General features: G+C 71.8%; 10 protein-coding genes and 1 tRNA gene. 5 read left to right on the forward strand and 6 right to left on the reverse strand.

Annotation, left to right across the window (positions count from 1 at the left end):
* The first annotated feature begins 203 nt into the window (after positions 1–203).
* Both F9278_RS07100 and F9278_RS07105 read left to right on the forward strand, forming a co-directional pair.
* Positions 204–2,402, forward strand: a complete 2,199-nt coding sequence (locus F9278_RS07100; protein ID WP_152167515.1) for an elongation factor G-like protein EF-G2 — start codon at positions 204–206, stop codon at positions 2,400–2,402.
* A 283-nt stretch (positions 2,403–2,685) separates the two neighbouring features.
* Positions 2,686–4,359 carry a hypothetical protein gene (locus F9278_RS07105; RefSeq protein WP_152167516.1) on the forward strand — a complete coding sequence of 558 codons (1,674 nt, stop codon included), beginning with the start codon at positions 2,686–2,688 and terminating at the stop codon, positions 4,357–4,359.
* Positions 4,360–4,605: 246 nt separating this feature from the next.
* On the opposite strand, the gene F9278_RS07110 is transcribed toward F9278_RS07105, so the two are convergent.
* Positions 4,606–5,166, reverse strand: coding sequence for an HIT family protein (locus tag F9278_RS07110; protein WP_152167517.1), 561 nt, complete (start codon positions 5,164–5,166; stop codon positions 4,606–4,608).
* A 67-nt stretch (positions 5,167–5,233) separates the two neighbouring features.
* On the opposite strand from F9278_RS07110, the gene F9278_RS07115 reads away from it, so the two are divergent.
* Entirely contained in the window at positions 5,234–5,890 is a 657-nt protein-coding gene (locus F9278_RS07115) for a potassium channel family protein (protein ID WP_152167518.1), read from the forward strand.
* A gap of 89 nt (positions 5,891–5,979) precedes the next feature.
* On the opposite strand, the gene thrS is transcribed toward F9278_RS07115, so the two are convergent.
* The 3 genes from thrS to F9278_RS07130 all read right to left on the reverse strand — a co-directional run bounded on the left by thrS (position 5,980) and on the right by F9278_RS07130 (position 10,055).
* Positions 5,980–7,956: a threonine--tRNA ligase gene (thrS, locus tag F9278_RS07120; RefSeq protein ID WP_152167519.1), complete on the reverse strand. Its 1,977-nt coding sequence runs from the start codon at positions 7,954–7,956 to the stop codon at positions 5,980–5,982.
* Between the two features lie 105 nt (positions 7,957–8,061).
* On the reverse strand, positions 8,062–9,291 hold the full coding sequence (locus F9278_RS07125; protein WP_193241971.1) for a hypothetical protein: 1,230 nt from the start codon (positions 9,289–9,291) through the stop codon (positions 8,062–8,064).
* Positions 9,292–9,488: 197 nt separating this feature from the next.
* Complete coding sequence (locus F9278_RS07130) at positions 9,489–10,055, reverse strand: DUF4365 domain-containing protein (protein ID WP_152167521.1); 567 nt, start codon at positions 10,053–10,055, stop codon at positions 9,489–9,491.
* Between the two features lie 168 nt (positions 10,056–10,223).
* Here F9278_RS07130 and F9278_RS07135 point away from each other — a divergent pair, with 168 nt between their 5' ends.
* Entirely contained in the window at positions 10,224–10,949 is a 726-nt protein-coding gene (locus F9278_RS07135) for a 3'-5' exonuclease (protein ID WP_152167522.1), read from the forward strand.
* A 61-nt stretch (positions 10,950–11,010) separates the two neighbouring features.
* Here the strand turns inward: F9278_RS07135 and F9278_RS07140 are convergent.
* A tRNA-Val gene (locus F9278_RS07140) sits at positions 11,011–11,082 on the reverse strand.
* A gap of 39 nt (positions 11,083–11,121) precedes the next feature.
* Positions 11,122–11,580 carry an SRPBCC family protein gene (locus F9278_RS07145; protein ID WP_152167523.1) on the reverse strand — a complete coding sequence of 153 codons (459 nt, stop codon included), beginning with the start codon at positions 11,578–11,580 and terminating at the stop codon, positions 11,122–11,124.
* 102 nt (positions 11,581–11,682) lie between these two features.
* On the opposite strand from F9278_RS07145, the gene F9278_RS07150 reads away from it, so the two are divergent.
* Entirely contained in the window at positions 11,683–14,112 is a 2,430-nt protein-coding gene (locus tag F9278_RS07150) for an SCO7613 C-terminal domain-containing membrane protein (RefSeq protein ID WP_152167524.1), read from the forward strand.
* Positions 14,113–14,135: the final 23 nt, after the last annotated feature.

A 14,135-nucleotide genomic window follows, 5' to 3' on the forward strand; every position in this document is an offset into this window, starting at 1 on the left:
GCGAAGCGCGCGCACCGGGCCGTACCGGGCCGGGCGGAGCGATCGCGTCCCTCGTATGGACGCACGGTGACGCGAGTGCAAAGCTCGAAGCACCGCGGGCGTCATCGGAGCCGACACCGCTGGGGGTCCCCCCGGGCGGAGCCTGGGGGAGGATCCGTATGTCCGCGCCCACAGTGACCTCACCGTGCACGGGAGGCAGGACCATGGGCGACAAGGCGAACGCACATCCCGGAGCCGCCGGCAGGGCTACGGCGGCCGACCACCCCGCGTCCGTACGGAATGTGGTGCTGGTCGGCCACTGCGGATCGGGCAAGACGACTCTGGTGGAGGCTCTCGCGCTGACGGCGGGAGCGGTGAACCGGGCGGGCCGTGTGGAGGACGGCGGCACCGTCTCCGACTACGACGAGATCGAACACCGGCAGCAACGCTCGGTGCAGCTCTCCCTCGTCCCTGTCGAATGGGGCGGGTACAAGATCAATTTGTTGGACACACCCGGATACGCCGACTTCGTCGGGGAACTCAGGGCCGGTCTGCGAGCGGCGGACGCGGCCCTTTTCGTCGTCTCGGCCTCGGACGGCGTCGACGGCTCGACCCGCATGGTGTGGGAGGAGTGCGCGGCGGTCGGCATGCCCCGGGCGATCGTGGTGACCCATCTGGAGGCCGCGCGGGCGGACTTCGAGGAGATGACCAGGATCTGCGCGGAGACGTTCGGCGGGGACGACCCCGACGCCGTACTGCCGCTCTATCTGCCGCTGCACGGCCCGCAGGGGCCGGACGGGCACGCGCCCGTGACCGGACTGACCGGGCTGCTGTCGCAGAAACTGTTCGACTACTCCTCCGGCGAGCGCAAGGAGTCCGAGCCGGGACCCGAGCAGCTGCCGGCGATCGAGGAGGCACGTAACCGGCTCATCGAGGGGATCATCGCCGAGAGCGAGGACGAGACCCTCATGGACCGCTATCTCGGCGGCGAGGAGATCGACGTCAAGACCCTCATCGACGACCTGGAACGGGCCGTCGCGCGCGGGGTCTTCCACCCGGTCCTGGCCGCCGCCCCCGCTGCCGACGGCGCGAAACAGGGACTCGGCACGGTCGAACTCCTCGAACTGGTCACCGGCGGCTTCCCCACCCCCCTGGAGCGCGAGACACCCGCCGTCACCACCCCCGAGGGCCGCCCCCGCGAGATCAAGGCGACCTGCGACCCGGACGGTCCGCTGGTCGCGGAGGTCGTGAAGACGGCCAGCGACCCCTATGTGGGCCGTATCTCGCTGGTCCGGGTCTTCTCCGGCACCCTGCGCCCCGACGCGACGGTGCATGTCTCCGGGCACGGGCTCGCCGACCGGGGCCACGAGGACCATGACGTCGACGAGCGGATCGGTGCCCTGTCCACACCGTTCGGGAAACAGCAGCGGACGCTCACGCACTGCATCGCGGGCGATCTGGCGTGCGTGGCGAAGCTGAGCCGCGCGGAGACCGGGGACACGCTCTCGGCCAAGGACGACCCGCTGCTCATGGAGCCGTGGGAGATGCCCGACCCGCTGCTCCCGCTCGCCATCCACGCGCACAGCAAGGCCGACGAGGACAAGCTCTCCCAAGGGCTCGCCCGGCTCGTCGCCGAGGACCCGACCATGCGGCTCGAACAGAACCAGGACACCCACCAGGTGGTCCTGTGGTGCCTGGGCGAGGCACACGCCGACGTGGCCCTGGAACGGCTGCGCAGCCGGTACGGCGTCCAGGTCGACGTCGTACCGCACCGGGTCTCCCTGCGGGAGACGTTCGCCGACCGGTCGGCCGGGCGCGGCCGGCATGTGAAGCAGTCCGGCGGGCACGGGCAGTACGCGATCTGCGAGATCGAGGTGGAGCCGCTGCCCGGCGGCTCGGGCATCGAGTTCGTCGACAAGGTCGTCGGCGGCGCGGTGCCGAGGCAGTTCATCCCGTCCGTCGAGAAGGGAGTCCGGGCGCAGGCCGCCAAGGGGGTCGCGGCCGGGTATCCGCTCATCGACGTACGGATCACGCTGCGGGACGGCAAGGCGCACTCGGTGGACTCCTCGGACGCCGCGTTCCAGACGGCCGGCGCGCTGGCGCTGCGCGAGGCCGCGGTGGACGCGAGGATCCACCTCCTGGAGCCGGTGGCCGAGGTGTCGGTCCTGGTCGGGGACTCGTACGTGGGCCCGGTGATGAGCGATCTGTCCGGGCGGCGCGGCCGGGTCGTCGGCACCGAGCAGGCGGGCGGCGGACGCACCCTGGTGCGGGCCGAGGTCCCGGAGATCGAGATCGACCGGTACGCCGTCGATCTGCGCTCCCTGTCCCACGGCACCGCGCGCTTCGGCCGCCGCTACACCCGGCACGAGCCGATGCCCTCCCATGTGGCCGAGAAGGTCCGCGAGCAGACGAAGGAGCACTGAGACTAAAGGAGCACCGAGACGAAGGAGCACTGAAAAGACGCCCGGGACCCGGTGGGGGCGGTCACGCCGTCCGTCACCGGGCGCGGGGGCACCCAAGTCCGGTTCGCGGACGGTGGGTTCGGTGAATGTCCGTTCCTCGCGCCGCACGATGTCCGTGCCTGCGGATACGCTGATCACCTGATCGACAAGTATGGCTCGATCAGGTCCGGATCGGGTGATGACCTGATCAACAGGTGTGCGGAGCACGGAAGTCGGGAAGAGCCGCAGGAGCGAGTATGCGGCGATGGGGGCGGCGGCGGTGGCGGACGAATTCGATTTCACTCCCGGGGCACAGGTGCCGCTGACAGGCACCGCGGGCCAGACCGCGGCGACGTACGCCCTGGCGTCCGCCGCCTACCGGGACAACGAGATCGCGGAGATCCTCAAGGCCAACAACGATTGGCACAAGTCCACGGTGAAACCGGGCCGCAAGTGGGCGACCATTTTCCGGCCGAATCTCGGGGAGGCGTTCTCCCTCGCGGTGCGGGACCGGATGGTCGGCGCGGGCCGCGGTCCGCTCATCCAGTCCTTCGGGATGGAGCCGCAGGTCGTCGTCGAGCACTGCCTCGCGGCGACCAACATCCGCCGGGAGCGCGACAACTGGCTGTCGGCGGTGATGGTCCTGTGCGGTGTGCTCTTCCTGCCCGGTCTGCTCCTGTGGCTGCTGGTCTTCCAGATCCGTACGACGGTCGCCAAGCGTGACGACAAACGGGCCGGCGCCCTCGGCACCACCCTGCTGGTCGCGGTGGGCGCCCTCGCCGTGATCTTCCTGCTGAAGATGCCGTTCGACGGCTTCTGGGCCTGGTACGCGCGCGCCTGCGTCGTCCTGCCCGTGGTCGGCTGGTTCTGGGCCAAGCAGATCTGCGAGCGCGCCGCCAAGGATCTGCGGGACCGCTGGTCCGGTCTGCTGTCCGGCGGCGGCATCGGCGCCAAGATCCCCGAGGCGGTGCCCGGCAGCCCCGGCGAGACCAAGGCCGAGCAGCTGCGCAAGGAACTGGCCCGCCTCAGCGCGGAGCAGCGCTCCAACCTCGTCTTCTACGCCGGCCCCAAGGGCATCCTCGGCATGGGCACCCGCTGGGGCGCCTGGCAGCTCGCCGAGGAGCTGGTGCCCGCCGAGGCGGGCAAGGAGATCCACCCGTTCCGCAGCTGGGACGTCATACGCGCCATCCACGACCAGCTGCGCATGCTGGAGCGGACCCCCCTCAACACCGGTGGTTTCACGGCGCCTTCCATCAAGCACTGGATCGTCAGCCCCATCGGCGAGGGCGCCGGCGCCGTGTCCCGGCCCGACAGCACCGACGTGGACGCGTACCAGTACAAGAACCACGCGATACAGGAGATCTGCAACAAGCAGCACTTCGGCAGCGGCAACCGGCACTACCTGGGCGTCCAGTGGACCCTCTGGGACGGCCAGTTGGTCATCACCATGCTGGTCACGGTCACCGTGCTGCACCAGACGCTCCGCATCGAGGTCACCGGCCACGCCCTGGGCCCGGTGCACGGCCTGTTCACCACCAAGCCGGCGGCCAAGACGAAGGAAGTCCAGAAGTCGGTCCGGTTCTGGGAGACCCGCAAGGTGCAGCTCCCCCTCGTCGACACCGACGAGGTCGTACGGCTCGCCGCGCGCGCCCCGCTGACCTGGTACCCGCCGCTGCTCAACTGGCTCGGCGGATCCATGGGCCTGCCCGAGCCGTTCGGCCTGCGGCACGCCTGGGCCGACCAGCCGTGGCGGCACCGCTTCATGGCCGACGACGCGCTGCGCGCCGCCACGCCCGTGCTCCGCGTGGTGCACAACGCCGCGATCAAGGTGCTCCGGGAGAACGGCGTCGACACCGAGAAGTTCGGGTCGCGGGCCGGGTTCCTCAGCGGGGCCGTGCAGGATGCTTCGCCGCGGAAGGCGGACCTCTACGACGCGTGAGCGCTGCGCTGGCTTTGGCCGGGGGGTGTGTGGGGGTGGGGCGCCGATTTCGTCCGCGGGCCCGATGGGGGCTGGTCGCGCAGTTCCCCGCGCCCCTGAAAAGCAAAGCAGGGGCTGCGCCCCGCTTCGCTTTTCGCCCCGAAAGGGCCGCAGGCCTCTTTCAGGGGCGCGGGGAACTGCGCGAGAAGCCCCACGCACCCGTGGACGAAAGCGGCGCCCAACCCCCCACGCACCCCCACCCGCCAACTACACCGTGGGCCACGCCTCCGCGAGCATCTTCCTCGTGTCGGCCAGGAGTTGCGGCAGGATCCGCGTGTGGCCGACCACCGGCATGAAGTTGGTGTCGCCGCCCCAGCGCGGCACGATGTGCTGGTGGAGGTGGGCCGCGATCCCGGCCCCCGCGACCGTGCCCTGGTTCATGCCGATGTTGAAGCCGTGCGCGCCGGACGCGGTCCGCAGAGCGGTCATGGACTGCTTCGTCAGCTCGGCCAGCTCGGCGGTCTCCGACCCGGTGAGGTCCGTGTAGTCGGCGACGTGCCGGTAGGGCACGACCATGAGGTGGCCGCCGTTGTACGGGTAGAGGTTGAGCACCGCGTACACATGCTCCCCGCGCCTGATGATCAGGCCGTCCTCGTCCGATTTCGCCGGGATCGAGCAGAACGGACAGCCGTCGTCGGCCCCGGGGCCGGTCGGCTTGTTCTCACCCTGGATGTACGCCATCCGGTGGGGCGTCCACAGGCGCTGGAACGCGTCCTGCGTCCCGACTCCGATCTGCTGCTCCGGCTCACTCGTCATGCAGTGCAGCATATGGCTTCGCCCGTTCGCGGCGTGTCGCCGGGTACCGCGGGGGGACGGGCGGGGCCAAGCTGAGGCGATGGACCAAGACAGCCGCGCGTTCCGCTGGGAGCAACGCAACGGACGCGTCCTCGCCGGGGCGTCGGCCCTCTTCCTCACCTCGTACACGGTACGGGTGCTGGCCCACGACCTCCCCCGGGGCTGGCTCGATCTCTGTCTCGCGGTGACCCTGCTGTGCTGGGCGGTCTTCGCCGTCGACTACGCGGCGCGCTGGCGGCTGAGCGGCCTCGGCCCGAGCTTCGTCCGCGTCCACTGGCTGGACACCGTGGTGCTCGTCCTGCCTCTGCTGCGGCCCCTGCGCATCGTGCAGATGCACGACGCCGTGCAGCGTCATCACGACCGGCCCCGGCTCTCGCTGCACGCGCGCGTGGCCGTCTACGCGGGCCTGTCCGCGACCCTGCTCGGCTTCACCGGCGCCCTCGCCGTCTACCAGCAGGAGCACACGGCCCCGGACGCGACGATCCTGACCTTCGGCGACTCCGTGTGGTGGACCTGCTCCACGCTCGCGACGGTGGGTTATGGCGACGTGACCCCCGTGACCCCGATGGGCCGCACGATCGCCGTGTTCCTGATGGCCTGCGGCCTCGCCCTGCTCGGCACGGTCACGGGCTCCTTCGGCTCGTGGCTGCTCCAGGTCTTCGCCCGGGAGGACGAGCGGAGGCCCCCGGGGGACTGAAGACGCTGTTGGCGAATTCACCAACAGCGTCGACTGAACCCCGGGGGCCTCCGACGACGTACGCGGATCACTCACGTACACCGTGCGTCTCAGATCTGGACGCGGTCCTCCACGACCTTCGCGATCTTGGCGATGGCCTCCTCGACGGGGATGCCGTTCTCCTGGGAGCCGTCGCGGTAGCGGAAGGAGACGGCGCCGGCCGCCATGTCCTCGTCGCCCGCGATGACCATGAAGGGCACCTTGGCCTTCTGCGCGTTGCGGATCTTCTTCTGCATACGGTCGGAGGAGCCGTCGACGTCGACGCGCAGGCCCTTCTTCTTCGCCTCGGCGGCGAACTTCCGCAAGTACTCCACATGCGCGTCGCCGATCGGGATGCCGACCGCCTGGACGGGCGCCAGCCACGCCGGGAACGCCCCCGCGTAGTGCTCCAGGAGCACCGCGAAGAACCGCTCGATCGAGCCGAACAGCGCGCGGTGGATCATGACCGGACGTTGCTTGGAGCCGTCCGGACCGGTGTACTCCAGGTCGAAGCGCTCGGGCAGGTTGAAGTCGAGCTGGACCGTGGACATCTGCCAGGTGCGGCCGATCGCGTCCTTGGCCTGGACGGAGATCTTCGGGCCGTAGAACGCGGCGCCGCCCGGGTCCGGGACCAGCGGGAGGCCCTGCTTCTCGGCTACCTGGCGGAGCGTCTCCGTGGCCTCCTCCCACGCCTCGTCCGAGCCGACGAACTTCTCCGGGTCCTTGGTGGACAGCTCCAGATAGAAGTCCGTGAGCCCGTAGTCGCGCAGCAGGTTCAGGACGAAGGTGAGCGTCTTGTCCAGCTCGTCGGCCATCTGCTCGCGGGTGCAGTAGATGTGCGCGTCGTCCTGCGTGAAGCCCCGGGCGCGGGTGAGGCCGTGCACGACGCCGGACTTCTCGTACCGGTACACCGTGCCGAACTCGAACAGACGCAAGGGCAGTTCACGGTACGAACGGCCGCGCGCGTCGAAGATCAGGTTGTGCATCGGGCAGTTCATGGGCTTGAGGTAGTAGTCCACGCCCTCGTCGAGCTGCATGGGCGGGTACATGCCGTCGGCGTACCAGTCGAGGTGGCCCGAGACCTCGAAAAGACGCCCCTTCGTGGCGTGCGGGGTGTAGACGAACTCGTAGCCCTCCTCCTCGTGCCGGCGGCGCGAGTAGTCCTCCATGACCCGGCGGATGATGCCGCCCTTGGGGTGGAAGACGGCGAGGCCGGAGCCGATCTCGTCGGGGATGGAGAACAGGTCGAGCTCGTTGCCCAACTTGCGGTGGTCGCGCTTCTCGGCCTCGGCGAGGAAGTCGAGGTGCGCCTTCAGCTCCTCCTTGGAGGGCCAGGCGGTGCCGTAGATGCGCTGGAGCATCGGGTTCTTCTCGCTGCCGCGCCAGTACGCGGCGGCGTTGCGCATCAGCTTGAACGCCGGGATGTTGCGGGTGGTGGGCAGGTGGGGGCCCCGGCAGAGGTCCTTCCAGCACAGGTCACCGGTCTTGGCGTCCAGGTTGTCGTAGATCGTCAGCTCGCCCGCGCCGACCTCGACGTCCGCGCCGTCGTCGGAGGAGGCGGAGCCCTTGAGGCCGATCAGCTCCAGCTTGTACGGCTCGTTCGCCAGCTCCTCGCGGGCGGCCTCGTCGGTGACGACGCGGCGCGAGAAGCGCTGGCCGCGCTTCTGGATCTCCTGCATCTTCTTCTCGACGGCCTTGAGGTCCTCGGGCGTGAACGGCTTCTCGACATCGAAGTCGTAGTAGAAGCCGTCGCGGACCGGCGGGCCGATGCCCAGCTTCGCCTCGGGGAACAGCTCCTGCACGGCCTGGGCCATGACGTGCGCGGTGGAGTGGCGGAGGATGTTGAGGCCGTCCTCGGAGGAGATCTCCACGGCCTCGACGGTCTCGCCGTCCCTCACCTCGTACGCGAGGTCCTTCAGCTCCCCGGCCACGCGGGCGGCGACGACGGTGCGCTCACCGGCGAAGAGGTCGGCGGCCGTAGTGCCCGTCGTCACCACACGCTCGTCCCGCTCGGAATCGCGTTGGATGATCACACGGACGTCGGACACCGGTCTCTCCTGACTGAAGGGGACCACCTACGGATTTTCGGAGGTGGTCCCCGAATCGTACCGAGCCGGGGGTGCCGTCTGCGAAACGGTTAAGGGCGGAGGGCGTCAGTCCCCGCCGCAGGCCTCCTCGAAGAAGGCCGTGATCCCCGCGGTCTCCTGGAGCGACTTCATCAGCCGGTCCCGCTCGGCCTCGTCGACCTGTACGGGTGCGACCCCGTCGGCGTTGGTGAGCCGCCGGAACCCGCCCCGGCTCTCCAGCCTCCCGTGCACCCGGACCGGCAGTCCGACGAGATGGGCCTGTCCCGCGATCCGGTACGACTCCTCGTCCAGGGTCATCCGGACGTGCGGGACCTCGGCGCCGGCGATGACCCGCAGCCGTATCGTGCCCTCGCCGCGCGCGCCCGACCGGCGCATCCGCACCACGGCCCCGGTGATCCGCACCGGCATCGCGGGTTCCTCGCGCAGATAGCGGGCCCCGGCCTCGCGCAGCACCGGCAGGTCGCCCGGGGAGAACTCGACGGGCTCGGCCGGTGGCGCGCCGCCCTCGGGGATCCCGGCGGCGGGCGCCCAGTCGACGGCGACGCGGGCGCCCTCGGTGCCGCGGACCAGGGCGACGAGGGCCTCGGTCAGCTCATGGCTGACCCCGGCCTCGACGGCGCCGTCGAAGGCGTCCATGCCGCCGGTGGCGCGCTGGTAGTCGATGGCCTCGCGGGTGGCGTACAGGGCCTGGTGGAGTCGTAAGGCGAGGGGGCGGCCGGTGGACACGGGGACGAAGGCGGTGAGGCGGCGGCCCCCGGGGGCCGCGCCGACGAGGACGCCGTCGAGGGAGGCGGCGGCGGGCCTGCGGTGCCGGGCGCCGTAGTAGCCGGCGCGGGCGCGGGTGGCCAGCGCCGCCGCGAGGAGCATCCGGCGGGCGGCGGAGCGCAGTTGGTCCTCGACGACCCAGGAGGCGGTGCCCAGTGGGCCGGTCGGTACGTCCCGCCACCAGTGGATCTCGTCGCTGGGCACGGCGAGGGCGACCAGCACGTCCCGCGCGGCGGGCGAACCGCTGCGGGACAGCGCCATGAGGGCCTCGCCGAGCAGGTCGTCGCTGTCGGGGAAGGCCCGGTTCTCGGGCACGAGCAGGCTCATGCCCCGCCCGGCCGGTCCCGGTGGGGTCCAGCGGCCGTACCGTCCGGTGGCCCCGCCGCGCCGCTGCCAGCCGTGCCGGCGCAGCAGGGTGCCGAGGACGGCCGGGTCGACCTGGGCGGGGTCGGGCGGCTGGGTCCAGGTGGGCTCGACGGGGTGGGCGCGCACGGGGCGTACGGGCTCGCCGATGGGACGGCGTACGGACAGGTCCTGGTCGTGGGGACGGTTCGTCGCTCCGTCGTCGCCGCGGGGGCGGCTCGTCGGCCCGTCCTCGGTGCGGTGGCGTCGGCCGGGCGGGTCCGCGCGGTGCGGGGGCCGGCCGGACCCGTCGTCGTAGGGCTGTCGGCCGGGACCCTCGCCGTGGGGGCGGGTGCCTGGGCCGTCGTCGTCGATGGGGCCGTGGGTCACGGTCTGCCTCCCGTTCCGACCCGCGTCATGATCTCGCAGAGCGCTCGGTCGTCGAAGATGCGCGAGGTCGGTATGCGCACGGTGGTGCGGCGCCTACCGGTGATCGGGTGTCCGGCCAGGTTGATCCAGTAGCAGCAGTGCCGCAGGTCGAGCCGGTCGTGGCCGGCCCGCAGCCACTGCTCCTGCGATCTGGGGACGATCATCACGACCAGGATCTTGTGCACCGAGACGGGGGTGCGGGCGAGCTTCGCCAGGTGCTGGTTGTCGAGGGTGAAGGAGAAGAACCTGCCCGGTGGGTCGGGCGGGAGCTGGTAGGTGGCCTTGAGCTGCACCTTGATGGTGACCTCGTCGTCGACGGTGTGGCCGGGCGAGCCGTGGCTGACGTGCCAGTCGATGCCGTTGTCCGGAAAGGGCTGGGAGAGCGAGCAGCCGGCCGCGGCGGCCACGGCGTGCAGATAGCCCACCTGGAGGGTCTCCATACAGGCGGTGGTGGCGAGGGAGCCGCGGAGCGGTGCCGCGTGCTCGGGCAGCAGCCCGCCCCGCTCGGGCTGCGCTATGGCCATGACCAACAGCCTTCCCCTACTGATGTTTCCCCGTGCCGGGCCTCTGAACTGCGCGGACCCGTACTTCTGTTGTCTCCTTCCGGCGTACGGCGCAAACAGCCCGGGTATCACCAAACAGGCAGAAGACGGGACGTCAGCTGCCGTGGGTGAACGAGGAGTTGTGGACACATGACGTGTTGGTACGAGGGGCCCTTGGCGGCGTTCGACACGGAGACCACGGGTGTGGACGTCGAGACCGACCGGATCGTGTCGGCCGCCGTCGTCGTCCAGGACGCGCCCGGCACCCGCCCCCGGGTGACCCGGTGGCTGGTGAATCCGGGCGTGCCGGTGCCCGCCGGGGCGACGGCGGTGCACGGGCTGACGGACGAGCGGTTGCGGCGCGACGGCCGGTGGCCGGCGCCGGTGATGGAGGAGATAGCCAGGGCGCTGGCCGAGCAGGCGGTGCGCGGCCGTCCGCTGGTCGTGATGAACGCGCCGTTCGATCTGACCATGCTGGACCGTGAGTTGCGGCGGCATCGCGCCTCGTCGCTGGACCGCTGGTTCGAGGCGACGCCGTTGCGGGTCCTCGATCCGCGGGTCCTGGACAAGCATCTGGACCGCTACCGCAAGGGCCGGCGCACGCTCACCGATCTGTGCGCGCACTACGAGGTCGTCCTGGAGGGCGCGCACGACGCGGGTGCCGACGCGCAGGCGGCGATGGATGTCGTCCGCGCGGTGGGGCGGCGTTTCGCGCCCCGGCTGGGCCGCCTCTCCCCCGCCGAACTGCACACGTTGCAGGCGGTGTGGCACGCGGCCCAGGCCCGTGGTCTCCAGGCCTGGTTCGCCCGCAGCGGCACGGAGGAAGCGGTGGACCCGGCGTGGCCGTTGCGTCCGGATCTGCCGGCGGCGGCCTGAGCGCGGCGGGACGGGACATGAGAAAAGCCGGTCCGCTGCTGCGGACCGGCTCTTTACCCGGTGGGCGATACTGGGTTCGAACCAGTGACCTCTTCGGTGTGAACGAAGCGCTCTCCCACTGAGCTAATCGCCCGGGAACGGACTGAACAATACAGGCCCCGACGGGTCTGGTTCAAACCGCTTGTCCGTGGGTCGTGAGGTACGCGAGGAGTCCTCGTCGTCCTGCCCGCATCATCAGCGCGTGGTTGGCGCGGAACACGGGCCTCCCCGGTACGGCGAGCCGTCTCATCAGGGGCTTGGTGACGTCGACCTCCTGGTCGTAGCGGGCGAGGGTGCCGGTGCCGTCGGCGGTGAGCGTCCAGCGGGCCCAGCCGTCGAGGTCGCCGGTCATCTCGATCTCCAGGATCCCGGCCGTCGCGTCGCGCCGTACCTCCCGTGCGGTGAAGGCGAGGTCGTACGGCAGGAACGAGCGGATTCGGATGGTGCCGGTGGTGTCGTCGATCCGGCTCACCTCGCGGACCTGCGGCCACCAGCGCGGGTAGTCGTCGGCCCGCTGGAGCGCGTCGTACACGGCGGCGGGCGGCGCGGGCAGGGTCCAGTGGCTGCGGAAGCGGTAGTGGCACCAGTCCATGGGCGGATTCTTCCCGCACGGAGCCGGTTCACGTGGGATCTGAGTACGGCCTGAGTATCCGCACTCATGTCGTACGGCGTGACCGGGACCACACTCCGAGGCATGACGCATTTTCCGTCCCCGGCCGAGGAGTTGCGGGTCCTCGACGCCGAACTCCGGCAGCTCGACGCCCGCCGCGCCTTCCTGCTGACCCGGCGGGCCTGGCTGGTCGACGCCCTGTGCGCGGCGAGGCCCGCTGCCGTGGCGCCGCCCGTGCGGCGGCACCCCGAGGCGACGGCGCCCGGCGTCCAGAACGTGCTGCTGGTCCTCGGGGGCGTGCTGCTGACCGTCGCGGCGATCGCGTTCACGCTGGTCAGCTGGGGGCACTTGGGAATCGCCGGCCGGTCCCTGGTGCTCGGCGCGGTCACCGTGGCCGCGCTCGGCGCTCCCGTGCCCCTGCTCCGCCGCGGTCTGCGCTCGACGGCCGAGGCGGTGTCCGGCCTGGGCCTCGCGCTGACGGTCCTCGACGCGTACGCCCTGCGCGAGGTCGCGTTCACCGGGGCGGACGGCACGGGGTACGCGGCAGCCGCGTCGGCGGTGCTGGCCGTGGTGTGGTCGGCGTACGCGCTGGGCCTCGGCGCGCTCACGCCCGGGCCGGCGGACAGCGACCCGGCGCACCCCCGCACCGCCCCCGGTCTCGCCCTGCCCCTCCCCCTCGCCGTGATCGCCGCGCAACTCCCCCTGCTCCTCTGGTCGTTCGCGGTGGACGCGGGCATGGAGACGGTCGCGGCCGTGCTGCTGGTGACGGCGGCGGCCGACACCGCGATCGCGCTCCGGGTGTCCCTGAAGCCGGTACGGATCGTCGCCGTGGTCGGCGCGTTCGGCTGGGGTGCCTGGGGTGTACCGGCGGCCGGGTGGCTCTCGTGGGCCGCCACCGGACCGGGCGCCGCCGCCCGTGCGGCGGCGCTCCTCGCCCTCGCCGCGGCCGTCGCCGTGACGGCCGCCTGGTTCACCCCGAAGCCGGCCGTGGCGCTCGGCACCGCCCTCACCGGCGGACTCCTGACGGTGATCGGCCTCGGTGGCGTCGCCCGTGCGGTCCTGCCCGAGGTGTGGACGGTCCCCGGCCATCTCCTCTGCGGGCTGGCCCTGTTGACAGCCGTACGGGCACAGGCCCCCGAGCCCGTACGGCGCGGTCTCGTCCACGCCTCCGCCGTCGTCCAGGGCCTCGCCCTGGTCACCACGCTGCCGGCCGTGACGCTCGCGCTGCTGGGTCCTGTCGGCCGGGTGGCACACGTCTGGTCCGGTGCGCCGGAGGACGCCCGCGCGGCGGTGACGCTCGACGCGCCATGGCCCCCGCACACGGCGACCGTGCCTCTCGTGCTCGCCGTCGTCGCCGGGGTACTGGCCGTGTCCGCGCGTACCTCGGCCGCACTCACCGCGCCCTGGCGCACCCCGGCCCAGGTGGGCGCCCTCGTCCTCGCCTGGGCGACGGCCCTGGTGCTCCCCGCCGTCCTCGAACTGCCGTACGCGGCCGGTCTGGTGGCACAGGCCCTGCTGATCGTGGCCATGCTGGCCTTCGCGGCGTTCTCGCGGTCGGCTCTCCCTCTCACCGCCGCCCTCCTGGCCCTGCTCACCTCCGTGAGCCTGGGCCTCGCCTCCCTCGCCACCGAAACGGCGACCCTCACCGTCCTCGCGACCACGACGGTCCTGTTCGCGGCGGCGGCACGGCTCCGGCACAGCGCTCTCGGTCCTCTCACCGCGCCCGCCGCCTTCGCCCACGCCACCGCCCTGACCTGCGCGATCGGCGCCTCCGCCGGCTGGGAGCCGCAGCACACAGCCCTGTTGGTCCTCATCGTCCCGACGGTCGCGGCCCTGCTCGCGGCACGTCTCGGCGACTCGCCCACGACCGTCCCGGTCGAGGCGACCGGCGCCGCGGCCGGCCTTCTGGCCCTCGCCCTCGCCGCCACCCACCCGCCGCTGCTGGCCCTGGCCCTCGCGCTCTGCGGAGTGCTCGCCACGGGAACAGCCGTACGACCGGACCGCCGGCACCTCGGCTACGTGGCCGCCGCGCTGTTCGTGACGGCCTCCTGGGTGCGGCTGGCGGTCTGGGAGGTCGGCTCACCGGAGGCGTACACCCTGCCGGTGACCGCGCCGGCGCTGGTCGTCGGGCACCTGCGCCGCCGCCGGGACCCGGGGGCCTCGTCCTGGACCGCGTACGGCCCGGGACTCGGTGTCACCCTCGGCCCGAGCCTCGTCGCGGCCTGGGGCGACACCCACTGGCTCCGCCCCCTGCTGCTGGGCGCCGCCGCCCTGGCCGTCACCCTGCTGGGCGCCCGCCACCGCCTCCAGGCCCCGCTCCTCCTGGGCGGCGCCACCCTCGCCCTGGTCACCCTGCACGAACTGGCGCCCTACATAGCCCAGGTGGTGGACGCCCTCCCCCGCTGGGCGCCCCCGGCCCTGGCGGGCCTGGCCCTGCTCGCGGCTGGTGCCACGTACGAACAACGCCTGCGCGACGCACGACGAGTACGGGACGTACTGGGAAAGCTGAGCTGAGGCGTGCCCCCTCAGGGGCGCGG

The sequence above is a fragment of the Streptomyces phaeolivaceus genome, assembly GCF_009184865.1.
In the GTDB taxonomy this organism is placed as follows: domain Bacteria; phylum Actinomycetota; class Actinomycetes; order Streptomycetales; family Streptomycetaceae; genus Streptomyces; species Streptomyces phaeolivaceus.